The following is a 22,853-nucleotide window of genomic DNA, read 5'->3' as shown; positions in this document are numbered from 1 at the left end:
GCGGCCGACGCGGCCGACGCGGTTCAGCCGAGCGGCCGGCGGTGGGCCATCTGCGCCCGGTCGGCCGCCTCCGCGCCCTCCACCCAGCCCGCCTCGTCGCTGACGCCTCGCAGGCGGGTCGTGGTCGTCTCCGGGAACATGCGGTCCAGCCGGCCGGTGACCGCGACCTCGCGGGAGGCCAGAACCGGGAGCAGGTCATCGCTCACCGGCATCTCGGCGGCGGCCCGCAGCCGGGTTCCGACGTGGTGGGCGTAGGCCGCCAGGAACGACTGCCGGAAGGTCTTGGTCCGCTTGCGGCCGCCGGCGCGCTGGGCGCCCTCCGCCTTGGCCATCGCCACCTGGGCCTGCACGAGGAGCGAGGTGTAGAGGAGTTCGACCACCTCCAGGTCGGCCTCGAAACCGACGACCGTGGAGAAGCCGAACGGTTCGTTCCACACGGCACGGCAGTGGTTGACGGTCGCCACCGCGTCCAGCAGGACGGCCTTCGCCTGTTCGTACGGCGGTTCCACACCGATCCGGCAGGCACCGGGCGCGTCGTGCGACGGCGCCTGCGCGTCCAGCAGCGCCTCGTCGATGCTGTGCCGGGCCATCAGCTCCTGCGCCTTGACGGTGAGCGCCTCCGCCTCCTGCGGGAAACCGGTCGCCTCCGCCTTCGCCAGCAGGGCGCGGATGCGGGTGAGCATGCGTGACTCGGGCTTGGAGTGCCTGGTCGGCGGCTCGGCCTGCTCGTCCAAGGGCTCCAGCGCGGGCAGCCGCAACAGGAGGCGGTACAGCTCCAGGACGGCCGTCGCGTGCGAGAAGCGGTCGGTTCGGGGCGGGGCCTCGGCGGGCAGGTCGTCCAGCTGTGCCGTCCAGCGGGGGCCGCGGGGGCGGTCGTGCGGCGCCTGGTCGCGGATCAGCGCCGAGAGCAGTCGTACGTGTACGTCGTCCAGGTCGCGGCGGACCAGCCGTACGACGTCGGCGGGCTGCCAGCCGCGCCGCCAGGCCGCCGCGACGAACTCCTCGCCGCGCCGGGCGAGTTCGGCGTCCGCGGCGGGGTCGGCGGCGAGGAGGGAGGCACCGGTGTCGAGGGCGGTGTCGTTGTCGGCGTAGAGGGCGTGCTCGAAGGCCCGGTCGACGGGGCCGGGCGTACCGCTCGAACTGTTCGTACTGCTCACCCGGCGATGGTGCCACGGGGCGGGTGCGGCGCCGGCCGCGGGCGGGCGGGGGAATCCCGTTGAGGCGCGGGGTGTGCCACGCCTACCTTCCGGCCCATGGACGAGATGCGCCCCGTACGTTTCGATCATCCGGACGCCGTGAAGCTCTCCGCTCTCGTGCAGGCCGAGTACCTGCGGCGCTACGGCTACGACGACATGACCCCGCTGCACCCGACCCACTTCGACCCGCCGGACGGCCTCTTCCTGATCGCGTACCGCGACGACAGGCCGGTGGCCTGCGGCGGCTGGCGTGCCCAAGCGGCGGGCGACGAGGGGTACGCGGACGGGGACGCCGAGATCAAGCGGATGTTCGTGGTGCCCGAGGCGCGGGGGCGGGGACTCGCCCGCGGAATTCTTCGGGCGCTGGAGGACAGCGCGCGGGACGCCGGACGCAGCCGCATGGTGCTGGAGACGGGGACGCCGCTGCACGAGGCCATGGCGCTGTACGTCGCCTGCGGGTACGCGCCCACGGCCCACTTCGGCCCCTACCGGGGCTATTCCGACAGCCGCTGCTTCGCCAAGCCGCTGTGAGCGACCAGGTGTCAACCACGGGTTGACGGCTGAGGGGTGTCAACCTACGGTTGACACATGTCGACGAACCCGACCATCACGTCATCCGTACGTCTCGACGAACTCATCGCGGCCATCAAGAAGGTCCACGAAGAGCCCCTCGACCAGCTCGAGGACGCGGTGATCGCCGCCGATCACCTCGGTGAGGTGGCCGACCACCTGATCGGCCACTTCGTGGACCAGGCCCGGCGATCGGGGGCCTCCTGGACCGACATCGGCAAGAGCATGGGCGTCACCCGGCAGGCCGCGCAGAAGCGGTTCGTGCCGAAGGAGTCGACCGACCTCGACCCCCAGCAGGGCTTCGGCCGCTACACGCCGCGTGCCCGCAACACGGTGATGGCCGCCCACAACGAGGCCATCGCGGCCCGCAACGCCGAGGGCCGCCCCGAGCACCTGGTCCTCGGGCTGCTGGCCGAGCCGGACGGCCTGGCCGCGAAGGCGATCACGGCGCAGGGCATCCTGCTGGACGCCGTACGCCAGGCGGCCGGCGCCGCACTGCCGCCCGCCGCCGACGCGGTGCCCGATCTCGTCCCCTACGGCTCCGACGCCAAGAAGGTGCTGGAGCTCACCTTCCGCGAGGCCCTGCGCCTCGGCCACAACTACATCGGCACCGAGCACATCCTGCTGGCCCTGCTGGAGTTCGAGAACGGCACCGGCGTCCTGTCCGGCCTCGGCCTCACCAAGCAGGCGGTGGAGGAGTACGTCGTCGAGATGCTCTCCCAGTTCCTGAAGAGCGGTGAGCAGCAGAGCAAGGCGGCGCGCGAGGAGGGGGAGGCGCAGAGCTGAGGGCGTTGTCAGACCCGGGTGCCACACTCGCTGCATGACCGACCGCTGGGCACTCGCTCCGGCCGAGGACGGTGGCGTGGAGATCGCCCCCCTCGGTCCGGACGGGCTGCCCGCGGGGCCGGTGCGCCGGGAGGCGGACCTGGGTGAGGCCGTGCGGGGGCGGCCGGAGGTGGCCCGGTGGGTGTGGCGGTCCACCAACGAGGTCTATCCGCGGCTGCTCGCCACGGGGGTGCGAGTGGAGCGGTGCTACGACATCGAGGACGCCGAGACCCTCCTGCTCGGCCACGAGGGGCGGTACGGCGAACCGAGGTCGGCCGCCGCGGCCCTCGCCCGGCTGCGGGGCGGTCCCGTACCGCCCGATCCGCCCCAGCGGGCGGCCGAGCCGGGCTCGCAGTCCTCGCTCTTCGAGCCGCAGGCCGAGCACGTCCCCCTGGCCGACCTCGTCGAGGTGTACGCCGACCAGCAGCGCCGGCACGACGCCACCGCCCACCCGGAGCGGATGCGGCTGCTGACGGCGGCCGAGTCGGCGGGGATGCTCGTCGCCGCCGAGATGAACCGGTCCGGGCTGCCGTGGAGCGCCGAGGTGCACCGCCGGGTGCTGCACGAGCTGCTGGGCGAGCGGTACGCGGGCGGCGGGGAGCCGCGGCGGCTGGCCGAGCTGGCGGACGAGGTGTCGGCCACGTTCGGGCGCCGGGTGCGGCCCGATCTGCCGGCCGATGTGATCAAGGCCTTCGCGCAGGCCGGGATCAAGATCAGATCGACCCGGCGCTGGGAGATCGAGACCCTCGACCATCCGGCCGTGAAGCCGCTGGTCGAGTACAAGAAGCTCTACCGGATCTGGGTGGCCCACGGCTGGTCCTGGCTGCAGGACTGGGTGCGGGACGGGCGGTTCCGGCCGGAGTTCCTCGCGGGCGGGACGGTCACGGGGCGGTGGGTGACCAACGGCGGGGGCGGGCTGCAGATCCCGAAGGTGATCCGGCGGGCCGTGGTCGCCGACCCCGGCTGGCGGCTCGTGGTGGCCGACGCCGACCAGATGGAGCCGCGGGTGCTGGCGGCGATCTCCCGTGACCCCGGGCTGATGGAGGTGGCCGGGCGGGAGACGGATCTGTATCAGTCCGTCTCCGACCGCGCCTTCTCCGGCGACCGTGCGCAGGCCAAGCTTGCCGTGCTGGGTGCCGTCTACGGCCAGACCTCCGGCGACGGCCTGAAGAACCTCGCCGCGCTCAGACGCCGCTTCCCCAAGGCGGTGGCATACGTCGACGACGCCGCCCGTGCCGGTGAGGAGGGGCGGCTCGTGCGGACGTGGCTGGGGCGGACGTGTCCCCCGGCGGCCGGGGCGACGGACGATGCGGGCGAGGAGGCGGGGATCCCGGCCCCGGACACGCCGGACACGCGGGACACGGAGGACGAGTCGGCCGGGGGCTCCGGGCCGCAGGAGTGGGTGCCGGGCTACGCCTCCTCCAACGCCCGCGCCCGGGGCCGCTTCGCCCGCAACTTCGTCGTACAGGGCAGTGCCGCCGACTGGGCCCTGCTGCTGCTCGCCGCGCTGCGGCAGGCCTGCGCGGGCATGGCGGCGGAACTGGTCTTCTTCCAGCACGACGAGGTGATCGTGCACTGTCCCGAGGAGGAGACCGAGGCCGTCGTGACGGCGATCCGGGAGGCGGCGGAGCTGGCGGGGCGGCTGACGTTCGGGGAGACGCCGGTGCGGTTTCCGTTCACCACGGCGGTGGTGGAGTGCTATGCGGACGCCAAGTGATCAGCGTCGTTCCGTGTCGGCGGCGGGATTGGTGTCGGCGGGCTCCTCGTCGGCGAGCAGCTCACTGAGTTCCGCCAGGACCGTCTTCTCGTCCGTGCCGTCCAGTGCCTCAAGGGCCGTGCGCCAAGCGTCGTACGCCTCCTGGATACGTCCGCGCTCGCGCAGCAGGAGGCCGCGCTGGTGGCGGGCGAGGCCGGCCGTGTAGCGGTCGGCGCGGGCGTCGGCGCGGTGGAGCAGCTCGGCGCACTCGCGTTCGGCGCGTTCGGCGCGGCCGAGGAGGCGCAGGGCGCGGACCAGTCCGAGGCGGGTCTGTGACTCGCCGTGCCAGTCGCTGTGGCCGCCAAGGATGCGCAGGCTCTCGTCGAAGTGGGGTACGGCGGCGGCCGGTTCGCCGAGGGTGACGTGGGCGTAACCGATGTTGCAGTGGGCGGAGTGCCGCACGACGACGTTGCCGATCCGGTCACCGATCGCGAGCGAGCGCCGGTGCTGCTCGATGGCGGCCCGGGGGTCGGTGTGCTCGTACAGGTTGCCGAGGTGCTGGTACGTCACGGCCTCGCCGTAAGGGTCGTCCAACTGCCGTGAGTACTCCAGGCTCTGGTGCAGCGCCTGCCCGGACTCGGAGTACCGGCCGAGGTTCTCGAGCAGCAGGCCCCGGTTGTTGAGGCAGCGCCAGATCCGGGAGGCCACGTCGAGGCGCCGCCAGATCGCCAGGGACCGGTCGTTGAGGGTGAGGGCCTCGTTGTTGCGGCCGGTCAGGAAGTGCAGGCCGGCGAGGTCGCCCAGCGCGTACGCCTCGGCGGCCTCGTCTCCGAGCCGTCGCGCCACGCGCAGGGCGGCCCGGCCGAGCACCTCCATCTCGGCGACGCGGCCCGCGCGTTGGACGCAGGGGAAGAGGAGACGGATGAGGGTGGAGATCTGGGCGCAGATGTGGGCGGCGGTGCCGTCGCCGGCGGCGTTCGTATACCGCTCGACCAGCACGACGACGTTCTCCAGCTCCAGGTCGCCCCAGGCGAAGGCCGCTTCGGAACTCTCGAAGGGGGCGGCGCCGAGCACATGGGCCGTGTGCTCTGGCGGCTGTGCGGACGTCGGCCTGCAGCGGTCCTCCTGGTCGAGGCCGGGTTCGACGATGGCGGTGAGGGTGCGTTCGGCGACGGCGGCGTACCAGCGCAGGGCGGTTTCCGCGGTGTCCGTCTCACCGTCCGTTCCCGCGAGCTCACGGGCGAAGTCGCGCACCAGGTCGTGCGGGGCGTAGCGGCCGTACGCGATCTCCTCCAGGAGGGCCACGTCGACGAGTCGGTCGAGGGCGGCCTCGGCCCGGCGCTCGTCGGTGCCGGTCAGGCGGGCCAGCAGGGGTACGCCGTACGCGGGCAGGTCGACGGCGCCGATGCGGCGCAGGGCGAGGGCCGCGTCCCGGTCGGCCTCGTGGTCGGAGGCGGCGAGGGCGTCGTGAGCGACGGCGAGGGAGCGGCGGACGCTGAGGTCGTCGTACTCCAGGTGGTGCAACCGGCTCTCGGCGGCGGCCAGTTGACCGGCGAGCACGTCGAGTGTGAGGGCACGGCGGGCGGCCAGGCGGGCGGCGACGACGCGGAGGGCGAGGGGGAGGCGGCCGGTGAGCTCGATGAGGGGGTGGGTGGCGTCGAGGCCGTCGTGATCGGCACGGAGGGCTGGGCCGCTGGGGCGGTCGCCTTCGGCGAGCCGGTGCTTTGCGCCGGGGCCACCCTGCCCGTCGCGCGCGTCGCGCCCCGATGCCGCCCACAGCAGGGCCGCGCTGTCCTCCGCCGTCAGGGGCGTGAGCGGGAAGCGGCGGGCGCCGTCCAAGGCCGTCAGCGGGGAGCGGCTGGTGATGATCACGGCGCAGCCGGGGCCGGCCGGGAGCAGCGGGCGTACCTGGGCGGCGTTCGCGGCGTCGTCCAGGACCATGAGCGTGCGGGTCGGGGCGAGCAGCGAGCGGAGCAAGGCGGTGGCGGCGTCCGGGTGTTCGGGGATGGAGCGGGGGTCGGCGCCGAGGTCACGGAGCAGTGCGGCGAGCGCCTGGCCGGGGGTGAGCGGGGGCATGCCGGGGGTGGCGCCGTGCAGGTTGACGTAGAGCTGACCGTCGGGGAAACGGTTCGCCAGCCCGTGCGCGGCCTGCAGCGCCAGCGCGCTCTTGCCTACGCCGGCCATGCCGCTGATCACGGCTACCGCGACGGTGGGTTGACGCGTGGGAGCGAGGGCGAGGGTGCGGCGCAGGTCGGCGAGTACGGCGGTACGGCCGGTGAAGTAGGCGGGGGGTGGGGGGAGTTGGGCGGGGCGGGGTGATGATGAGGGTGCGGGCTGCTGCGGTGGGTGGGTGGTGCGTCCTGCGCTTGGTGGGGGGCTGGGGCTGCGGGCGCCTCCGATTCCCGGACGAGCGCAGCGGCCAGGGCGTCCGGCTCACGTAGGCCCGGAACGGCCGACGCGTCAGCCTCGCGGAAGCCGTCGGCGGGCGTGGGGCGCCGGAGGGCGTCGTCATCACGCGTAGCTTCAGGGGGCGCGGTGTTGGGGAGCGCGTCGCCTGCGGGGGAGGTGACGGCGTCGGCGGTGGGGGAGGTGGCGGCGGGGCGGAGGGCGTCATCGTCACGGCCGACTGAGCCCTGCCTGGGCCTTTGCGGCTCAAGGTCGGCCGAGCCCACCGCGGCCTGTCGCACCCCACGACCAGCCCCCTCCCCCGCCCCGGGCCCCGCAGCTCGCCCCGCACCACCGACATCCCCCGCCCCCCGCAACACCTCCATATGCGCCTCGCGCACCCCCGCCCCCGGCTCCACACCAAGCTCCTCGACCAGGCGCGTACGCAGATCGCGGTGGACGGCCAGGGCCTCGGCGCGTCGGCCCGTGCCGTGCAGGGCGAGCATCAGGTGGCGGTGGAAGGACTCCCGTAGGGGGTGCTCGGCGGCGAGTGCGGCCAGTTCGGGTACGAGGGCGTCGAGTCGTGGGCCGGCAACGGTCAGCTCGGCGTCGTAGCGCCACTCCAGGAGCAGCAGCCGCGCCTCGTTCAGGCGCTGTACCAGCGCGTAGCCGCCCACCTCGGCGGGCAGGCCGGACAGGGGCGTGCCCCGCCACAGCGCGAGCGCCGCCGTGCACTCGCGCACGGTGCGCTCCCACTCCCGCGCGACATGCGCGGCGCGGGCCGCGGCGACGCGGCTCACGAAGACGTCGACGTCCAGCTCGCCCTCGTCGACGCGCAGCACATAGCCGGGCGGCACCGCCCGCAGCCGTTCGGGGTCGTCGAGCAGCCGCCGCAGCCGGGCCACATGGTTGTGCAGCGAGGCACGCGCGGACGCGGGCGGCGTCCCGCCCCACAGCACGTCCGTCAGCGATTCCACGGAGACGACCCGGCCGCCTTCGAGCAGCAGCGCGGCGAGCAGGGCACGCAGCTTGGGGCTGCGGACGGTCCGGACAGCGGAGTCCCGGACAGCGGAGCCCGCGACGTCGGGGTCCTGGACGTCAGGGCCCTGGACGTCAGAGCCCCGGCCGTCGCAGGAACCGCTCTCGACCTCGTACACAACCGGCGGCCCCAGCAGTCCGAACCGCAGCCCGCACCGCTTCACGCCGCCCACTGCCTTCCCGCTCGGCGGGCCCGCACTCGCACCCGCACTCGCGCTCCCACGACGACATCCACACGGCATGGAAAACGCCGCGTCTGGCGGAGATCCGCCCCTTGTACGACGGCTTCCCGCCACCCTTCTCGACGCCCCCGGCGGGAAAACCGTTCCCCTCCGGGCCGTTTCCCGTTATCGTCCGTCGACTTCGCGCCAACCGAACGACCTCGAAACGGAGCGCCGTTGGCCATATGTTAGCGATCCGTTGGTGCGACCTGATGTGATCACTTCATCGGATCTGGCCCGACGGTGCGCGCGTACAACGCGTAACTCGGGGGAGTGTCGCCGCCGCGGCCGGATCCGGGGACGCATGCGGGTCCCGGTCGCCGGAGGTGAGCGACCGGGACCCGCGTCCCTTCACTCCTCCCCCTCTCCCCTCGGCGGGTCATGCGCGGCGGTTCTCCCTGCGCCGTACGAACTTCAGGCCCGACCAGTCCTCTCCCAGCGCCGCGACCTTCACGTCGACCACGCCGAGCGGGAGGAAGAGGTCCCGCAGCGCGTTCTCGGTGATGTCACTGACGTGGCCGGCCGCCCGGCGGGGCCAGGCGATCCAGAGCATGGCGTCGTCGGCGAGGTCGCCGACCAGTCCCGGGCCTTCGGCGACGAGATCGCCGTACGACCGATAGAACGCGACGGCGACGTCCGCACCCCGCGGGCTCCCCTCGGCCACGTCGCAGCCCTCCGGCAGCCCGGGAATGTCCCAGCGTGCGGGCGCGTGGCGGAGCCGCACCCGGTGGCCCGGCCTGATGCCGATCTTCCTGGCGAGCGGCGTACCGGAATAACCCATCGCGAACTCCTCCACCCGTCTCCGCGCCGTCTTCCCGGGGTCTTGCCAGCACCTTCCCGGCGCCTCGCCGCCGTCTCCGCACCGGCCCTCCAGGCCGAGATTCATGCATGGGAATCCGACTTGTCCGATTCTCGCGCAACGCGCACGCTGGAACCGTGAGTAACATCACCGCCGCGAATTGAGCCATAATGACCACTTTTGATCAGAGCCACGGTCACTACGGGTGGTCACCAGATGCCGCGACAGCCACCCTCGGCATCGAGGGCATCCTCACGGGGTGGAGCGAGGGCGCCCGGCGGCTGCTGGGGTACCGCGCCTCCGAGGTCGTGGGCCGGGCCGCGGCCGACCTCCTCGTGGACCGGGGGGCGACCGGTTTCTCCCCCGTCGGCTCCCAGGAGTGGAGCGGCACGGCGGCGCTGAGGCACCGCGACGGCCACCGCGTCGAACTGACCCTGCACGCCGAGCCCTCCCTGGACGGCGACGGCGCGACCCAGGCGTTCGTCGTCACCGCCACCACCGGAACAACTGGGTCACAGCGCGACCGGCGGATGGTGGAGTGGGCCTTCGCCCAGTCCTCGATCGCCCTGTCCACCTACAGCGCCGCGTCGGGATCGTGGCGGCTGAACGCAGGCGCGGAGGCCGACCCGCTCGGCGAGGCACGCTCCGACGAAGGGTTCCTCAGGTGTGTCCGGCGGGTCGCCGAGGAGGCCATGCCGATGCGGTACGAGGGGTTCGCCCCGGCGCCGGCCGCGGCCGCCCGGCAGCGCTCCTGGATCGTCGAGCTGTGGCCCGTGCGGGACCCCGAGTCCGGCGAGGTGGCCGGGGTCGGCACCGCCGCCTTCGACAGCAGCGAGCAGTACGCCGCCCGGCAGCGGCTGGCCCTGCTGAACGAGGCGGGCACCCGCATCGGCACCACGCTGAACGTCAGCCGCACCGCCCAGGAGCTCGCCGATCTGGCCGTCCCACGGCTCGCCGACTTCGCCAGCGTGGACCTGCTCGACTCGGTGATCCGCGGGGAGGAGCCGGTGCCGGGGCCGGTCGACGCCGCCGTGGTGCTGCGCCGGGTCGCCCACCAGTCGGCCGCCGAGGGCGGGGGCGTGCCGGAGGCCGCCATCGAACTCGGCGGGATCGACACCTATCCCCCGTTCTCGCCGCCCGCCCGCTCCCTGACCAGCGGGCGACCGGTCCTCAGCGGCAAGGACGACCCCGACTTCCAACGGTGGGTCACCGACCACGAGGCGCGGGCCGCCATCGTCCGGGAACACGGCTTCCACTCGGTCATCGCCACCCCGCTGCGGGCCCGCGGCATCCCCCTCGGGGTCGCGGTCTTCGTCCGCAGCAAGGACTCCCCGCCCTTCCAGCAGGACGACCTGATCCTCGCCGAGGAACTCGCGGGCCGGGCGGCCGTCGGCGTGGACAACGCCCGCCGCTACACCCGCGAGCGCACCAACGCGCTCACCCTCCAGCGCAGCCTGCTCCCCCGTGACCTGCCGAAACAGGCGGCCGTCGAGGTGGCGTACCGCTATCTGCCGGCCGGCACGGGCGCCGGCGTGGGCGGCGACTGGTTCGACGTCGTCCCGCTGTCGGGCACCCGCGTCGCGCTGGTGGTCGGCGATGTCGTCGGGCACGGCATCCACGCCTCGGCCACCATGGGCCGGCTGCGCACCGCCGTACGCACCCTCGCCGACGTGGACCTGCCCCCGGACGAGCTGCTCACCCACCTCGACGACCTGGTCACCCACCTCACCTCGGACGACGACAGCACCGTCCGCGACCTGCCGTACACCGGTGGGATCGGCGCGACCTGCCTGTACGGCGTCTACGACCCGGTCTCCCGGATCTGCACCCTCGCCAGCGCCGGTCACGTCCCGCCCGCCCTGCTGCTGCCCGACGGGTCGGTCAGCATCGTCCACCTGACGCCCGGTCCGCTGCTCGGCGTCGGCGGGCTGCCCTTCGAGGCGACCGAGCTGGAGCTGCCCGAGGGCAGCCTGCTCGCCTTCTACACCGACGGCCTGATCGCCCGTGAGCGCGACGTCGGCGTCGGCCTGGAACGGCTCTGCGCGGCCCTGTCCTCCCCCGTGCCGTCGCTGGAGATCACCTGCGACGCCATCCTCAAGGCCATGCTCCCCGAGAGCCCCTCCGACGACGTGGCCCTTCTGCTCGCCCGCACCCGCGCCCTGCACGCCGACCAGGTCGCCGCCTGGGCCCTGCCGTCCGACCCCGCGATCGTGGCCGACGCCCGCGCGCAGGCCTCCCGGCAGCTCGCCGCCTGGGGCCTTCAGGAGGCGGCGTTCGTCACCGAGCTGGTGGTGAGCGAGCTGGTCACCAACGCCATCCGCTACGGCGACGTACCGATCGGGCTGCGCCTGATCCGGGACCGCACCCTGATCTGCGAGGTGTCCGACGCCAGCAGCACGGCCCCCCATCTGCGCCGGGCCCGCACCTACGACGAGGGCGGCCGCGGGCTGCACATGGTCGCCCAGCTCACTCAGGGCTGGGGCACCCGCCAGACCCCCACCGGCAAGACGATCTGGGCCGAACAGCCCCTCCCCGTCGGCTGACCATGACCGACCGTACGGGCGAGGCGACGGCACCGCCGGCCGAGGGCGGGGACGCCACGCACACGCTCGGGCTGCTCTACCCCCCGGCCGGGAGGGGCCGGCTCTACACCACCATGCAGCTCGCGTTCATCGGCGGCGTCGCCGAGGCCGCGACGCCGTACGGCTACGACGTGCTGCTCTCCCCGGCCGGCACGAGCGCCGACGCCTCGTTCCGGCGGATGGTCGGGGAGCGGCCGGTGGACGTGCAGAGGCCGGCGGACAGGGAGGGGCCGGTGAGCAGGGAGCGGCAGCAGGACGGACAGCCGGGCGGGAACGGACAGCCGGGCTCGGGCAGACAGCCAGGCGCGGACGGACAGGGCGCAGACGCACAGCCGGGCGCAGACGGGCAGCCGGGGACGGACGGACAGCCGGGTACGGACGGCGAGTGGCGCGGGACCGGCGAACGACGCGCGGACGGCGGGTGGCGCGGCGACGGCCGGCCCCGTGTGGACGGCGTGATCGTGATGGAGATCCGCCGCGAGGACGACCGGGTCGAGCATCTGGCCGCGGCGGGCTTCCCGTTCGTGGCCATCGGCCGCAACCACCGCGCCGACGAGGCGGGCTGGGTCGATCTGGACTTCGCCGGGCTGGCGATCGGCTGCGTACGGCACCTCGCCGACCTGGGGCATCGCCAGATCGCCTTCGTCAACCGGTCGGAGCAGCTCTACAACAGCGGTTACGGGTTCGCCCGGCTCGGCCACGAGGGCTACGTCACCGCGATGACGGACCTGGGCCACGAGCCGCACGCCTACCTCTGCGGCGACGACCTCGCCTCGGGCGAGGAGGTCGTGGCACGGATCCTGGCGGACGAGCCGGCCACCACCTCGCTGGTCACCATGAACGAGGCGGCCCTGGAGGGCGTCTACCGCGGCCTGACCCGCCACGGCCGCAGCGTGCCGCGCGACTTCTCGGTCGTCGGCGTGGCGGCGAGCCCCTGGGCCGAGCGGGTGACACCGCAGCTCACCGCCGCCGAGATCCCCGCCAAGGAGATGAGCCGGGTCGCAGTCGAGCTGATGGTGGAACGCCTGCGCTCACCCGGTTCGACAGCCCGGCACGTCCTGCTGAAGCCCCTGATCACCCTGCGCTCCAGCACGGGGCGGTGCCTTCCGGTACTCGGTTCGGAACCCGAGCCGGAATTCCCCGATTTCGACGTGAATTTCTGATACGCCGGTTCCGCCATGCCCGCTGACTCCACCGCGCCCGCTGAATCCACCCGCTCGCTGAATCCACGTCCTCCGATCACAACCCCCGGGAGGGGAGCATGCCGTACCCGCTCGACCGCCGCGGCTTCCTGCGTACCGCCGGCGTGGGAGCCGCTGCCCTCGGCCTCGGCGGGGCCCTGGCCTCCTGCGGCTCCGACGAGCCGAGCACGACCACCCTCACCTGGTGGGACTACTTCACGCTGGACAACTTCCAGGAGGGCATGACCCGCCTGATCAAGGACATCGAGGCCGGGGTGCCCGATGTGCGGATCGAGCGGCGGACGTTCCCGTTCGCCGAGCTCGAACGGCAGATCACCCTGGGCGCGATCTCCGGCGACCTGCCCGACATCGCGATCGTCGACAACGTCTCCATGAACACGCTCGGCGGCAGCGATCTGCTCGCCGACCTCACCGACCGGGTCGAGCAGTGGGGCCAGGCCTCCCAGTACTACAAGGGCCCCTGGGACGGGTGCCAGGTCGACGGCAGGACCCTGGGCATCCCCAACCAGAGCAACTGCCTGGCCCTCTACTACAACACCCGGATGCTCCAGGACGCCGGCGTGCAACCGCCCACCACCTGGGACGAGCTGGCCTCCGCGGCCGAGCGGCTGACCAGCGGGGACCGGTTCGGGCTGGCGCTGAGCGCGATCAGGACGGAGGAGGGCGTCTTCCAGTTCCTGCCGTTCCTGTGGCAGGCGGGCGGCGACCTGGACACCTTCGCCACGGACGGTGCCACCGCCCTGTCGTTCCTCGACGACCTGATCGCCAAGCGCTCCCTGTCCGAGAGTTGCGTGGGCTGGACCCAGCAGGACGTCAACACCCGGTTCCTCAACCAGCGCGCCGCCATGCAGATCAACGGCCCCTGGCAGATCCCCACGCTGAAGGAGGCCGACTTCGACTGGGCCGTCGTCGCCCTGCCCCGGGACAAGGAGGCGGCCACCTGTCTGGGCGGGGAGAACTGGGTGGTGATGGCGAGCAGCGACCATCTGGACAAGGCGTGGGAGGTGCTGGAGTACACCCAGCGTCCGTCGGTCCTGACGCCGTACCTCGTCTCCTTCGGCAACCTGCCCGCCCGCAAGGACCTCGCGGACCGGGGCACTTGGGCGTCCGACCCGACCCTGCGGCTCTTCCTCAGCCAGCTGCCCGTGGCCCGCCCGCGCCAGTACGGCGCGCACTACGCCGACGCCTCCCAGGCCGTCGCGGAGGCGGAACAGGCGGTACTGACCGGCTCCGCGTCCCCTTCCGCGGCGGCGAAGACGGCGGCCGGCAAGATCGACAAGGCGCTGGGCGGGTGATGCGAGGGCGCCAGGGCCTCGCGCTGGAGGTCCACCGCGCAAGGGAGCGCCGCCCGCCGACCCGCCTCTCCCCCTCCGCGCGCCGCGGCCGTACCGGCTACCTCTTCTGCCTCCCGGGGCTGGCCTTCCTCGCCCTGTTCCTGGCCTACCCGCTCTTCTACAACGTCTGGACGTCCGTCCACGACGTGCGGCTGAGCGGTCTGCTCGGCGGGGCCGAACGCTTCAACGGCCTCGACAACTACCGGGCGGTGCTCGACGACCCGGCGTTCTGGCACTCCGTACGCCTGTCGCTGGTGTTCACCCTGGGCTCCCTGGCCTGTCAGTTCGTGCTCGGCTTCGCCCTGGCCCTGCTCTTCGCCCGCCCCTTCCCCCTGAACGGCCTCCTGCGGTCCCTGCTCCTGGTGGCCTGGCTGCTGCCTCCCGTGGTCAGCGGCACCCTCTTCCGCTGGCTGCTGGACGCGGAGTCCGGCGCCTACAACGCCCTGGTGCGGGCGCTCGGCCCGGACAGCCTCTCCCACGACTGGCTCACCGACCCCTCCACCTCCCTGGCCGGGGTGATCTTCGCCAACGTCTGGGTCGGCGTGCCCTTCAACATGCTGCTGCTCCTGGTCGGCCTGCACACCATCGATCCGGAGCTGCACGAGGCCGCCGCGATCGACGGCGCGAACGCCTGGCAGCGCTTGTGCCGCATCACCCTGCCCCTGATGCGCCCGGTCTCCGTGACCGTCCTCCTGCTCGGCCTCATCTACACCTTCAAGGTCTTCGACGTCGTCTTCGTGATGACGGGCGGCGGCCCGGTCGACGCCACCCGCGTGCTCTCGCTCTACGTCTACGAGGTCTTCTTCCGGTTCTTCCGGTTCGGCGAGGGCGCCGCCGCCGGCCTGCTGCTGCTCGTCGTACCGCTGCTCACGGGTGTGTTCTACGTACGACGGCTGCGCCGGGAGGACGCGGTGGGTGGTTCCACGTGAAACATTCCCAACGCCCCTGGCTGCTCACGGCGTTCGCCGCGCTGATCACCGCGGCCTTCCTGCTGCCGGTGTACTGGATGGCCAAGACCAGCCTCACCCGCCCGGACCGGATCCTCACCCCGGCCCCGCAGTGGCTGCCCGCCCCGCTCACCGGCGAGAACTACCGGGCGGCGCTGGACTACGAAGGCCTGACCCGAGCCCTGCTCAACAGCGTGGTGATCTCCAGCGGAGTCGTGGCCCTCACGCTCCTGCTCGGCGTCCCGCTCGCCTACGCGCTCGCCCGCGTCCGCATGCGCGGCTCGGGCGCGATGGTGCTCGCCCTGCTGGTCGCCCAACTCCCGCCCGCCATCGTGCTGGCGGCACCGCTGTTCATCCTCGAACGCCGGGCCGGTCTCGACGACACCTACCTCGGCCTGATCGCCGCCGACACCACCCTGACTCTCCCCTTCGCGGTGATCGTGCTGCGCCCCGTGCTGCGGTCCTTCCCGCCGGAGCTGGAGGAGGCCGCGCTGGTCGACGGCTGCGGGCTGCCCGGCGTACTGCTGCGGGTCGTCCTGCCCCTCACGGCGCCGAGCCTGGTCGCCACGGCCGGGCTGTGCTTCCTGATCGGCTGGGGCGAGTTCCTGTTCGGCCTGACGCTGGCCGAGGGTCCCGACGTCCAGCCCGTCACCGTCCTGCTGAACGCCTTCGTCGGTCAGCACGGCACGGCGTGGGGAGCCCTGATGGCGACCGCCACCCTCATCAGCGTCCCTGTGGTCTGCGTGTTCGCCCTGTTCCAGCGCTTCATCGTCGGCGGGCTGACCGCGGGGAGTGTGCGGGGCTGAGCCACCGGCGGTGTGCCGGGCCGAGCAGCCCGGAGAGGCCCGTTTCAGACCCCGAGCGGATTGGAGCGCGCCGCCGCCATCAGGTACCAGGCGGTCGCCCCCGTATGCCGATACGGGTAGTAGCCGAACCCGAACCCGGTGTCGAGCGGACTGCTGGCCGCCACGACCCCTGCCCGCTCCGGCAGCGCCTGCCCACCGACGGTCTGCCCGCCCCCGAGCAGATCCTGGGCCCGCTCGATGGAGTCGATCAGCCGCCGGGCCTGCGTCTCGTCACCCCGCCCGTGCCGCTCCCTCAGGGCGAGCGCGAGATGAGCGGTCCCCTCGAACCACACACCGTTGCGGTCCGGCCTGGGCTGGGAGTCGGCGATCGGCGCGTCCTCGTTCGCGAGGAGGCCGGCCGAGCTGAAGGTGACACCTTCGTACGACTGCCCCGCCGGCACCGTACTGTTGCGCCGCTCGGCATGGTCGAGAACGGCCAGCTCACGCGCGGCCCAGTCCAACGACCGGGCGTGGAAACGGGAGTCGAGGGCGAGGTGGGTCCAGGTCTGGGTGTCCTCGGGGACGGGCGAGGTGTTGATCGTCACCCCGTCATTGGTCCCGGTGTAGAAGAAGCCACCGTCCGCGTCCCACATCTTCCCGACGAAGTCCCGGGCGCGAGCACGCCGCTCCAGCCAGACCGCGTCTCCCGTGAGCCGGGCGAGCCGCCCGAAGAGAGAGACGAGATCGGTGTTGTGCTCGGTGGAGGTGAAGGGAAGTTTCTCGTTGGCCCCGTTGACCCCGAACTTGTACCCCCCGAGCGGTTCCTCGGTACGTCCGTTGCGCTCGATCCACTCCCCGATCCGCACAGCCCCGTCGAGGAACCTCCGCTCCCCGGTCCGCCGTGCGAGCGCACTGAGCGCGATCCCGGCCCAGGCCATGTCGCCCACGGCCGTCCCCGTGAACCCGAACTGCGTCCCGACGTTGACGGTCCCGTCCGCCCGCACGAAGCCGTCCGGCTGCCGCGAACCGTCGTAGAAGGTGTACGGCCCCACGTTGTAGGCCTGCCGCAGCCGGCCGTCGCCATGGGCCGGGTCGTGCCCTTGCGCGTACACCAGCGCGTCCCCGAGCGCGACGGCCCGGGCGCGTCCGTCGGCGGTGCGGGTGGCGAGGAGGGCGAGGACCGCGAGGGCGTTGTCGTAGGTGAAGGCCGTGCTGAACAGCCCGGCCTGGTCGCTGTAGCTCTGCGCGAGCCGGACACTGCCGTGCTCCGGGTAGGCATCCATGGCGGCGGCGAGGAAGGCTTGGGCGCGGCGCTGGGCGGCGGATGCGGATGCGGATGCGGATGCGGCGGTGTCGGCGGAGGCGTCACCTGAGGCGGCCCGAGCAGCACCGGCACCGGCCGCAGTGAAGCCCGCGGCACCGAGGCCGAGGCCGAGACCGGTACCCATGAGCGTGCGACGGGTCAGCGCCGGGCCCTGCTTGCCGGTCATGCTGGTCATGCCGCTCGTGTCACCCATGCCGGCCATCGGTCTCCCTCGGTCTTGAGAGCGCTCTCACGAATGCGCGCTCATTCTGAAGGCACGTATGGACCAGGTCAACATCCTTGAGATGTACAGCAGTTGGTGAGCAGTCGACGAGCGCCTGACCGGGGCACCAAAACCCCAGGTCGGGACCGGCGCCCGGGGCCGGATGGCTCGTCGCCGGTTCACGGAACCGCGGTATGGAGGCACGGGGCCCCGTCAACTCACCGGTCTCGGACGGCCCGTTAGGCTGCCATTCGCACAAGGGAAACCAACCTCGAGGCGGGCAGTGGCAGTGACGGGGGAGAGTCGTGCGAACGGTGCCGGCAGGCTGATCGCGGGCCGCTACCGCACAGTGGATCGGCTGGGACGCGGTGGCATGGGCACCGTATGGCGGGCCGTCGACGAAACCCTCGGCCGTCAGGTCGCGGTGAAGGAACTCCGTGACTTCGCCGACGAGCACGACGGAGACAGACTGGCCGGGCTGCGCCTGCGTATGCAGCGAGAGGCCCGCGCGGCGGCCCGGATACAGCACCCCGGAGTGGTGGCCGTGCACGACGTCACCGATCACGAGGGCCACCCCGTCATCGTCATGGAGCTGATCGAGGGCGCTTCACTGGACGACGTGGTGCGTCGGCAAGGCGCCCTCGACCCCCGGCACGCGGCCGAGATCGGCGCCAAGGTCCTGGAGGCCCTGGCCGCCGCCCACCGGGCAGGCGTACTCCACCGCGATGTGAAGCCCGCCAACATCCTGCTCGAACACGGTGGGCGGGTGGTGCTGACCGACTTCGGCATCGCGGCCATCGACGATCCCGACGACGCCGACACCAACCTCACGCGCAGCGGTGAACTCGTCGGCTCCCTCGACTACCTCGCGCCCGAACGGGCCCGCGGAGAGCAGCCGGGCCCCCCGTCGGACGTCTGGTCACTGGGCGCCACCCTCTACGCCGCCGTCGAGGGCGGTACTCCCTTCCGCCGCACCTCCACCTGGTCGACCATCACCGCGATCGTCACCGAACCGCTGCCCGAGCCCCGCCAGGCCGGCCCGCTCACCCCCGTCCTGCGCGCGCTGCTGGCCAAGGACCCCACGTCCCGTCCGGACGCGGCGCAGGCGGCACGGCTCCTCACCGCGATTGCCACGGACCAGCCCCTGCCGGTGTCCCCCGACGCCTCCGGTGCCGTGCGGCCCGACCCGGCAGGCACGATGCGCCTCGGCCGCCCGGTCCTCCGTCCTCCCGCGCCGGCGGGGATGTTCGGCCCGCCGCCCGCCCTGAACCGAGATGCCGCGCCGTTCCCGGCCCAACCCCAGGGGCAACTCACGGGGCAACCCACGGCGCAGTCCACGGCAGCGGACGCCGACGGGCGATCCTCCTCGGCTCCTCGGTCGCGCCGCAGCCGCTCACTGACGATCGCCGCGGCCGCGGCCGCCGTGCTCCTCATCGTTGGCGGCGTCACCTACCTGACGATCGGCGCCGACTCCGACGACAACGGCGGCAAGGGCACGGTCGCCGCCGCGGCCGGCGGCGCATCGTCCCAGGCGGACGACAACACCCCGTCGCAGCAGCCCAGCAGCGCTCTCGCGAGCAAGCCCGGCGGCAAGGACGACAAGGGGGGCAAGGAGGGCAAGGCTGCAGGAGGCCAAGGCAAGTCCGCGGCAGACCCCGCACAGAGCCAGGTGCCTGCGGCCAAGTCCCCTGCCGCCTCCGCCTCCCCCGACGGGACGGAGGCAGCCCCGAGCGCCTCGGCCTCCGAGTCGGCGGGGAGCGGGCCCACGTACCGGCTCATCAACACGAAGAGCGGGAAGTGTCTGTCCCTCGACAACGGGGGCAGCGCGGCCAACGGCACCCGCGCCGTCCAGTGGGCCTGCAACGGGGGTGACGAGCAGCGGTGGTACTGGTCCGGCCCCTCGTCCGACACCCTCAAGAACGTCAAGACCGGTAAGTGCCTGTCCATCGAAGGCGGCGGCAGCACCGCCAACGGCGCCCAGGCCGTCCAGTCCACCTGCGTCACCGAATGGGACGCCCCCGAGCAGCGATGGTCCCGTGCCACGGGCGGCCGGCTCAAGAACGGCAAGAGCGCCAGGTGCCTGTCGATCGAAGGCGGCGGCAGCACCGCCAACGGCGCGCGGGCCATCCAGTCGACGTGCATCACCGAATGGACCGCGCCGGAACAGCAGTGGAAGCTGACCAGCTGAAGGAAACCCGTGGTGTTTCACGCCCGCCCCGGGGCGCGTCATCCGCCCGCGGCGTCCTCGGTCTCCCAGCGCAGCAGGTCGCCCGGCTGGCACTCGAGCACCTCGCAGAGCGCGGCGAGCGTCGCGAAGCGCACCGCCTTGGCGCGGCCGTTCTTGAGTACCGCCAGGTTGGCGGGCGTGATCCCCACGCGGTCCGCGAGCTCGCCCACGGACATCTTCCGCCTGGCGAGCATCACGTCGATGTCGACGGCGATCGGCATCAGATCACCTCGTCCAACTCGGCCTGCATCTGCGACGCTTCGACGTCGCGCTGGACGGCCTGGGCGAGCAGCATCCGCAGCACGAGCACGATGAGCGCGACCCCCAGGATGGCCACGCCGACCCCGCCCATGATGACGGTGACGCCCGGGTCGTCCCGTTGGCCCGGCGCATTGAGGGCCGTGACCGCGAACCACACGAGGGCAGCCGCCACGATCGCGCCGATCACGCCGTCGACGTACCGGAAGGCGGCGTGGGAGAACACGGTTCCGCGTCGCACCATCGTCACCAGCCGCCATACGCAGACCAGGGCGACCTGGGCCGCCACCATGCCCAGGATCGTGACCACGCGCAGCGGGGTCAGCGGGAGCGACCCGTCCTCCGGGTCGTTCCCGCCGACCAACGCCCACACCATCCCTGCCTGTACGAACACGGTGCCGGCGAGCACCACCACGAGCACGGCGCGCAGCGCGGCGACCGTCAGCTTTCCCATGACCCACCCCTCCATCGAGTTGCGATGGGAATCTATCGACTTTCGATAGGTGGAGCAAGGGCTGAGGCGGAGGACGGGCTGTGCCCGGGGGTGGCGGCGGTCCCGGTACTGTGCGAAACCGCCCTTCCGAGCAAGCCGATCGGTGGCATGCCCAAGGCCAGTAGTGAGTCGTGGAAGCGCCGGTGCGTGTACGTGTCGCCCCAGGTCCGACGGGCCACGGCCCGAGTCCTCAGGATTTCCGTCTTGCCCAGCGTGTAGCGGCCGTACGTCGGTTCCACCGCGCCCCTCAGGGCCTCCGCCTCCGCCGCCTTCCCCCGCAGGAACGCGTCCGCCTCGAAACGTGCCGTCGCCTCCTTCACCGTCATCGCGCCCGTGTGCAGGCCGATCGAGCAGGCCAGTCTCGTGACCCGGAGCAGGGCCTCCAGGGTCATGCCGATGACGTAGCGGGGGTCGGCGGCGCGGAAGCCCTCCTCCGCGAACAGCTCCTCCGCATAGTGGGCCCAGCCCTCGACGAACGCGGGGGATTCGAGGGATCGTCGTACGTCGCTGCGCAGGGCGCGCAGGGCGCGGCCGTGGGCGTAGTGCCCGGGGGTCACCTCGTGGACCGTGATGGCGGGGAGTGACGTGCGGCTGAAGACCGACAGCCACTCCTCGGCCTCCCGCTCCGGCCACGCGGGGTCCGGGGGGACGACGTAGTACCAGCTGGGGGCGTCCGCCTCGTACGGCGCGGACCAGGACATCATCGCCTGCGCGTAGGCGCGGGAGGCCGGGGCCGGGCCCACCAGACACTCACCGCCGGGGGCCGCTATCAGGTTCCGGGTGACGGCGAAGGCTGTGACCTCGTCCACCAGGGCCTCCGCCTGCGCGAACACCCCTTCCGCCGTGACCGGGTGATCCCTCATCAGGGCCGGTACCACCCGGTGGACCCGTTCGCCGGGAGCCAGGCGGTCCACCGCCTCCTCCAACAGGTCCCACAGGCGGGACCGTTCCCGGTCCGCGAGGGCCGTCAGCGCGCCCACGTCGTACGTCATGCCCTCGCCCGCGCCCAGCAGCCGCAGGAACATGGCCGGTCCCAGCGCCGCCGACGGGTCGCCGTCCCGGGCCGCCGTCTCCACGTGGGCGACGAAGCGGCGTACGGCGGCCAGGGCGGCGGCGTCGTCCGTGACGACCTGTGCCAGGCCGCGGACGGCGGGCAGCGCTGCGGCCGCGGCGGGGGCCGACACCTGGTCCAGGGCCGCCACGGCCTGGTCCACCGCGTCCGGCCAGGCCGCCAGATGGCTTGCCCGCGCGCGGCGGCGCTCCTCCGTCGGCGCGTACTCGCGGTCGTAACAGGCGAGGTCCATGACCGCCACGTGCAGCAGCGGATCTCGGCGGTGCAGCTCCGCCTCGGCGAAGCGGGCGCGCAGGCCGTCCTCGTGGATCGTCAGCACCTCGGCGTCGAACGCGTCGGAGGGGAGCGGGCCGGTCCCGAGCCGGGCGAGCGCCGCCGAGACCCCCGTCGGTGACAGGTCCTGGATCCGTCCGTCGTACTCGTGGAGCCCGGCGTACTCGCGCGCACGGGCGAAGTCGAGCTCCACCGCCGCGCGGACCCGTTCGTCACGCAGTCCTGTCATGGGGCGGCCCTCCCAAGCGCGTTGCCACCCGGAGCGTGGTGCGTACGTCGTCCAGGGCGCCCTCCAGCGACCCCTGGTCCGGTGCCGAGAGCACCACGTGTCCCACCCGTTCGCCGGAGGAGCGGGCCTGGGCGACCGTGTCGCCCGGGGCCACCGTCAGTTCCGCCTCCACGACGCATGGGTGGGCCAGGACCTCGTCCAGGCCTCGGATCGCGGTGACCGTTCCCGGGCGGGCCGAGGGGAGGTAGCTCGCCGTGCGGCGCCGGGGGGCGGCGGGGGGCGGGGGGAGTTCCCTGCCCAGTGCCAGGCGTACGACCATCTCGTACCAGTCGATTCCGTACGCGAGGCCCAGCAGGTCCATCAGGCGGTCGCCCGGCGTGCGCACCGCGACCTCCATGACCGCCGGTCCTCTGGAGGTGAGCCGGAACTCCAGATGGACGATGCCGGTGTCCATGCCGAGGGCGCCGAGGACCGCGGTGCCGAGTTCGCAGACCGTCGCCCGGGTGCCGGCGTCCACCTCGGTGGCGACCCGGTGTGCCGTCTCCACGAAGTACGGCGGGCCGGTGGTCTCCTTCGCGGTCAGGTTGGCGAACCACACCTTGCCCTCGCGGACCAGCGCCTCCCAGCTGTATTCGGGACCGGCCGCAGCCCGCTCCACCAGGAGCCGGCCCTCGTCGTCCCGGCGGGCGACGGCGTCCTCGAACGCGGCGCCGTCGGCGACCAGTTCGACACCTTGGCTGCCGGCGGAGGACAGCGGCTTGACGACCACGGGCAGGCGTTCGGCGGCCCAGGCACGGGCGTCACCGAGCCGCTCGGTCACCAGGAACTCGGGCTGGCCGATGCCGGCGGCGGCGAAGCGGCCCCGCTGGAGCGCCTTGTTGCGGGAGAGCACGGCGGCCCGCAAGGACGGTCCCGGCAGGCCGAGTTCGTTCTGGACGAGCGCGGCGGCCAGCGCATGGGGCTCGCTGAAGGCGACCACCCCGTCGGGGCGGGCGAGGCGCACCGCCTGGCTCGCCGCCTCGTACCACAGCTCGTCCGAGCCGCCCCGGCACACCGTGACCTCGTCGGCCTCCCCGGCGAGCGCCGAGGCCCGTTCCGCGGTCTCCACCGCGTGGATCTGGACGCCGAGCCGCCGGGCCGCAGCGAGATAGGGCCGTCCGGTCAGGCCCACTCCGACCAGCAGCAACCTCTGCAT

At 72.9% G+C, this 22,853-nt stretch carries 16 protein-coding genes and 1 pseudogene; 9 read left to right on the top strand and 8 right to left on the bottom strand.

The features are described 5' to 3' along the window. Window positions 1-23: 23 nt before the first annotated feature. Window positions 24-1,157: a DUF2786 domain-containing protein gene (locus tag AB5J49_RS26935; RefSeq protein WP_369171318.1), complete on the bottom strand. Its 1,134-nt coding sequence runs from the start codon at window positions 1,155-1,157 to the stop codon at window positions 24-26. A gap of 105 nt (window positions 1,158-1,262) precedes the next feature. Between AB5J49_RS26935 and AB5J49_RS26930 the strand changes: the two genes are divergently transcribed. From AB5J49_RS26930 to AB5J49_RS26920, 3 genes are read left to right on the top strand one after another with little or no spacing between them, the layout of a single operon-like run. After that, window positions 1,263-1,727, top strand: coding sequence for a GNAT family N-acetyltransferase (locus AB5J49_RS26930; protein WP_369175273.1), 465 nt, complete (start codon window positions 1,263-1,265; stop codon window positions 1,725-1,727). A gap of 57 nt (window positions 1,728-1,784) precedes the next feature. Continuing rightward, the gene (locus tag AB5J49_RS26925; RefSeq protein WP_369171317.1) at window positions 1,785-2,552 is read left to right on the top strand and encodes a Clp protease N-terminal domain-containing protein; all 768 of its coding nucleotides are present in this window, start codon (window positions 1,785-1,787) and stop codon (window positions 2,550-2,552) included. A gap of 34 nt (window positions 2,553-2,586) precedes the next feature. Continuing rightward, window positions 2,587-4,308, top strand: coding sequence for a bifunctional 3'-5' exonuclease/DNA polymerase (locus AB5J49_RS26920; protein WP_369171316.1), 1,722 nt, complete (start codon window positions 2,587-2,589; stop codon window positions 4,306-4,308). Here AB5J49_RS26920 and AB5J49_RS26915 read toward each other — a convergent pair. Next, a pseudogene (locus tag AB5J49_RS26915) lies at window positions 4,309-7,874 on the bottom strand (BTAD domain-containing putative transcriptional regulator). A 436-nt stretch (window positions 7,875-8,310) separates the two neighbouring features. Continuing rightward, the gene (locus AB5J49_RS26910) at window positions 8,311-8,712 is read right to left on the bottom strand and encodes a DUF3052 domain-containing protein (RefSeq protein WP_369171315.1); all 402 of its coding nucleotides are present in this window, start codon (window positions 8,710-8,712) and stop codon (window positions 8,311-8,313) included. Between the two features lie 188 nt (window positions 8,713-8,900). Between AB5J49_RS26910 and AB5J49_RS26905 the strand changes: the two genes are divergently transcribed. The 5 genes from AB5J49_RS26905 (at window position 8,901) to AB5J49_RS26885 (ending at window position 15,601) form a co-directional block, all read left to right on the top strand. Beyond that, the gene (locus AB5J49_RS26905; protein WP_369171314.1) at window positions 8,901-11,273 is read left to right on the top strand and encodes a SpoIIE family protein phosphatase; all 2,373 of its coding nucleotides are present in this window, start codon (window positions 8,901-8,903) and stop codon (window positions 11,271-11,273) included. A 2-nt stretch (window positions 11,274-11,275) separates the two neighbouring features. Next, complete coding sequence (locus tag AB5J49_RS26900) at window positions 11,276-12,475, top strand: substrate-binding domain-containing protein (RefSeq protein WP_369171312.1); 1,200 nt, start codon at window positions 11,276-11,278, stop codon at window positions 12,473-12,475. 98 nt (window positions 12,476-12,573) lie between these two features. Next, entirely contained in the window at window positions 12,574-13,809 is a 1,236-nt protein-coding gene (locus tag AB5J49_RS26895) for a sugar ABC transporter substrate-binding protein (RefSeq protein ID WP_369171311.1), read from the top strand. Continuing rightward, window positions 13,809-14,777: a carbohydrate ABC transporter permease gene (locus AB5J49_RS26890; protein WP_369171309.1), complete on the top strand. Its 969-nt coding sequence runs from the start codon at window positions 13,809-13,811 to the stop codon at window positions 14,775-14,777. The genes AB5J49_RS26895 and AB5J49_RS26890 overlap by 1 nt, the downstream gene beginning before the upstream one ends. Further along, window positions 14,774-15,601, top strand: coding sequence for a carbohydrate ABC transporter permease (locus tag AB5J49_RS26885; protein WP_369171308.1), 828 nt, complete (start codon window positions 14,774-14,776; stop codon window positions 15,599-15,601). Before AB5J49_RS26890 ends, AB5J49_RS26885 begins: the two co-directional genes overlap by 4 nt. A gap of 44 nt (window positions 15,602-15,645) precedes the next feature. Here the strand turns inward: AB5J49_RS26885 and AB5J49_RS26880 are convergent, their stop codons facing one another. Beyond that, the gene (locus tag AB5J49_RS26880) at window positions 15,646-17,106 is read right to left on the bottom strand and encodes a Tat pathway signal sequence domain protein (RefSeq protein ID WP_369171307.1); all 1,461 of its coding nucleotides are present in this window, start codon (window positions 17,104-17,106) and stop codon (window positions 15,646-15,648) included. Window positions 17,107-17,479: 373 nt separating this feature from the next. Here AB5J49_RS26880 and AB5J49_RS26875 point away from each other — a divergent pair, with 373 nt between their 5' ends. Continuing rightward, window positions 17,480-19,294 carry an RICIN domain-containing protein gene (locus AB5J49_RS26875; protein ID WP_369171306.1) on the top strand — a complete coding sequence of 605 codons (1,815 nt, stop codon included), beginning with the start codon at window positions 17,480-17,482 and terminating at the stop codon, window positions 19,292-19,294. A gap of 38 nt (window positions 19,295-19,332) precedes the next feature. On the opposite strand, the gene AB5J49_RS26870 is transcribed toward AB5J49_RS26875, so the two are convergent. Genes AB5J49_RS26870 through AB5J49_RS26855 form a run of 4 tightly spaced genes read right to left on the bottom strand, consistent with a single transcriptional unit; the run spans window position 19,333 to window position 22,853 of the window. After that, window positions 19,333-19,554 (bottom strand): helix-turn-helix transcriptional regulator, encoded by a 222-nt coding sequence (locus AB5J49_RS26870; protein ID WP_048579793.1) that lies wholly within the window; start codon window positions 19,552-19,554, stop codon window positions 19,333-19,335. Then, the gene (locus AB5J49_RS26865) at window positions 19,554-20,045 is read right to left on the bottom strand and encodes a DUF2975 domain-containing protein (RefSeq protein WP_369171305.1); all 492 of its coding nucleotides are present in this window, start codon (window positions 20,043-20,045) and stop codon (window positions 19,554-19,556) included. Before AB5J49_RS26865 ends, AB5J49_RS26870 begins: the two co-directional genes overlap by 1 nt. A 32-nt stretch (window positions 20,046-20,077) precedes the next feature. Next, window positions 20,078-21,658, bottom strand: coding sequence for a DUF885 family protein (locus tag AB5J49_RS26860; protein ID WP_369171304.1), 1,581 nt, complete (start codon window positions 21,656-21,658; stop codon window positions 20,078-20,080). Then, on the bottom strand, window positions 21,642-22,853 hold the full coding sequence (locus tag AB5J49_RS26855) for an ATP-grasp domain-containing protein (RefSeq protein ID WP_369171303.1): 1,212 nt from the start codon (window positions 22,851-22,853) through the stop codon (window positions 21,642-21,644). Before AB5J49_RS26855 ends, AB5J49_RS26860 begins: the two co-directional genes overlap by 17 nt.

This window comes from Streptomyces sp. R28, from assembly GCF_041052385.1.
Classification (GTDB): domain Bacteria; phylum Actinomycetota; class Actinomycetes; order Streptomycetales; family Streptomycetaceae; genus Streptomyces.
Note: the sequence above shows the minus strand (reverse complement) of the source record. Positions and strands in the feature narration are given on the sequence as shown.

Excerpts from the sequence above, each read along its gene's own strand:
- AB5J49_RS26905 (WP_369171314.1), top strand. The coding sequence starts at position 8,901 with ATGACCACTTTTGATCAGAGCCACGGTCACTACGGGTGGTCACCAGAT.
- AB5J49_RS26860 (WP_369171304.1), bottom strand. The coding sequence starts at position 21,658 with ATGACAGGACTGCGTGACGAACGGGTCCGCGCGGCGGTGGAGCTCGAC.
- AB5J49_RS26890 (WP_369171309.1), top strand. The coding sequence starts at position 13,809 with ATGCGAGGGCGCCAGGGCCTCGCGCTGGAGGTCCACCGCGCAAGGGAG.
- AB5J49_RS26870 (WP_048579793.1), bottom strand. The coding sequence starts at position 19,554 with ATGCCGATCGCCGTCGACATCGACGTGATGCTCGCCAGGCGGAAGATG.
- AB5J49_RS26910 (WP_369171315.1), bottom strand. The coding sequence starts at position 8,712 with ATGGGTTATTCCGGTACGCCGCTCGCCAGGAAGATCGGCATCAGGCCG.
- AB5J49_RS26895 (WP_369171311.1), top strand. The coding sequence starts at position 12,574 with ATGCCGTACCCGCTCGACCGCCGCGGCTTCCTGCGTACCGCCGGCGTG.
- AB5J49_RS26900 (WP_369171312.1), top strand. The coding sequence starts at position 11,276 with ATGACCGACCGTACGGGCGAGGCGACGGCACCGCCGGCCGAGGGCGGG.
- AB5J49_RS26880 (WP_369171307.1), bottom strand. The coding sequence starts at position 17,106 with ATGGCCGGCATGGGTGACACGAGCGGCATGACCAGCATGACCGGCAAG.
- AB5J49_RS26855 (WP_369171303.1), bottom strand. The coding sequence starts at position 22,853 with ATGCAGAGGTTGCTGCTGGTCGGAGTGGGCCTGACCGGACGGCCCTAT.
- AB5J49_RS26865 (WP_369171305.1), bottom strand. The coding sequence starts at position 20,045 with ATGGGAAAGCTGACGGTCGCCGCGCTGCGCGCCGTGCTCGTGGTGGTG.
- AB5J49_RS26920 (WP_369171316.1), top strand. The coding sequence starts at position 2,587 with ATGACCGACCGCTGGGCACTCGCTCCGGCCGAGGACGGTGGCGTGGAG.
- AB5J49_RS26925 (WP_369171317.1), top strand. The coding sequence starts at position 1,785 with ATGTCGACGAACCCGACCATCACGTCATCCGTACGTCTCGACGAACTC.
- AB5J49_RS26930 (WP_369175273.1), top strand. The coding sequence starts at position 1,263 with ATGCGCCCCGTACGTTTCGATCATCCGGACGCCGTGAAGCTCTCCGCT.
- AB5J49_RS26875 (WP_369171306.1), top strand. The coding sequence starts at position 17,480 with ATGGGCACCGTATGGCGGGCCGTCGACGAAACCCTCGGCCGTCAGGTC.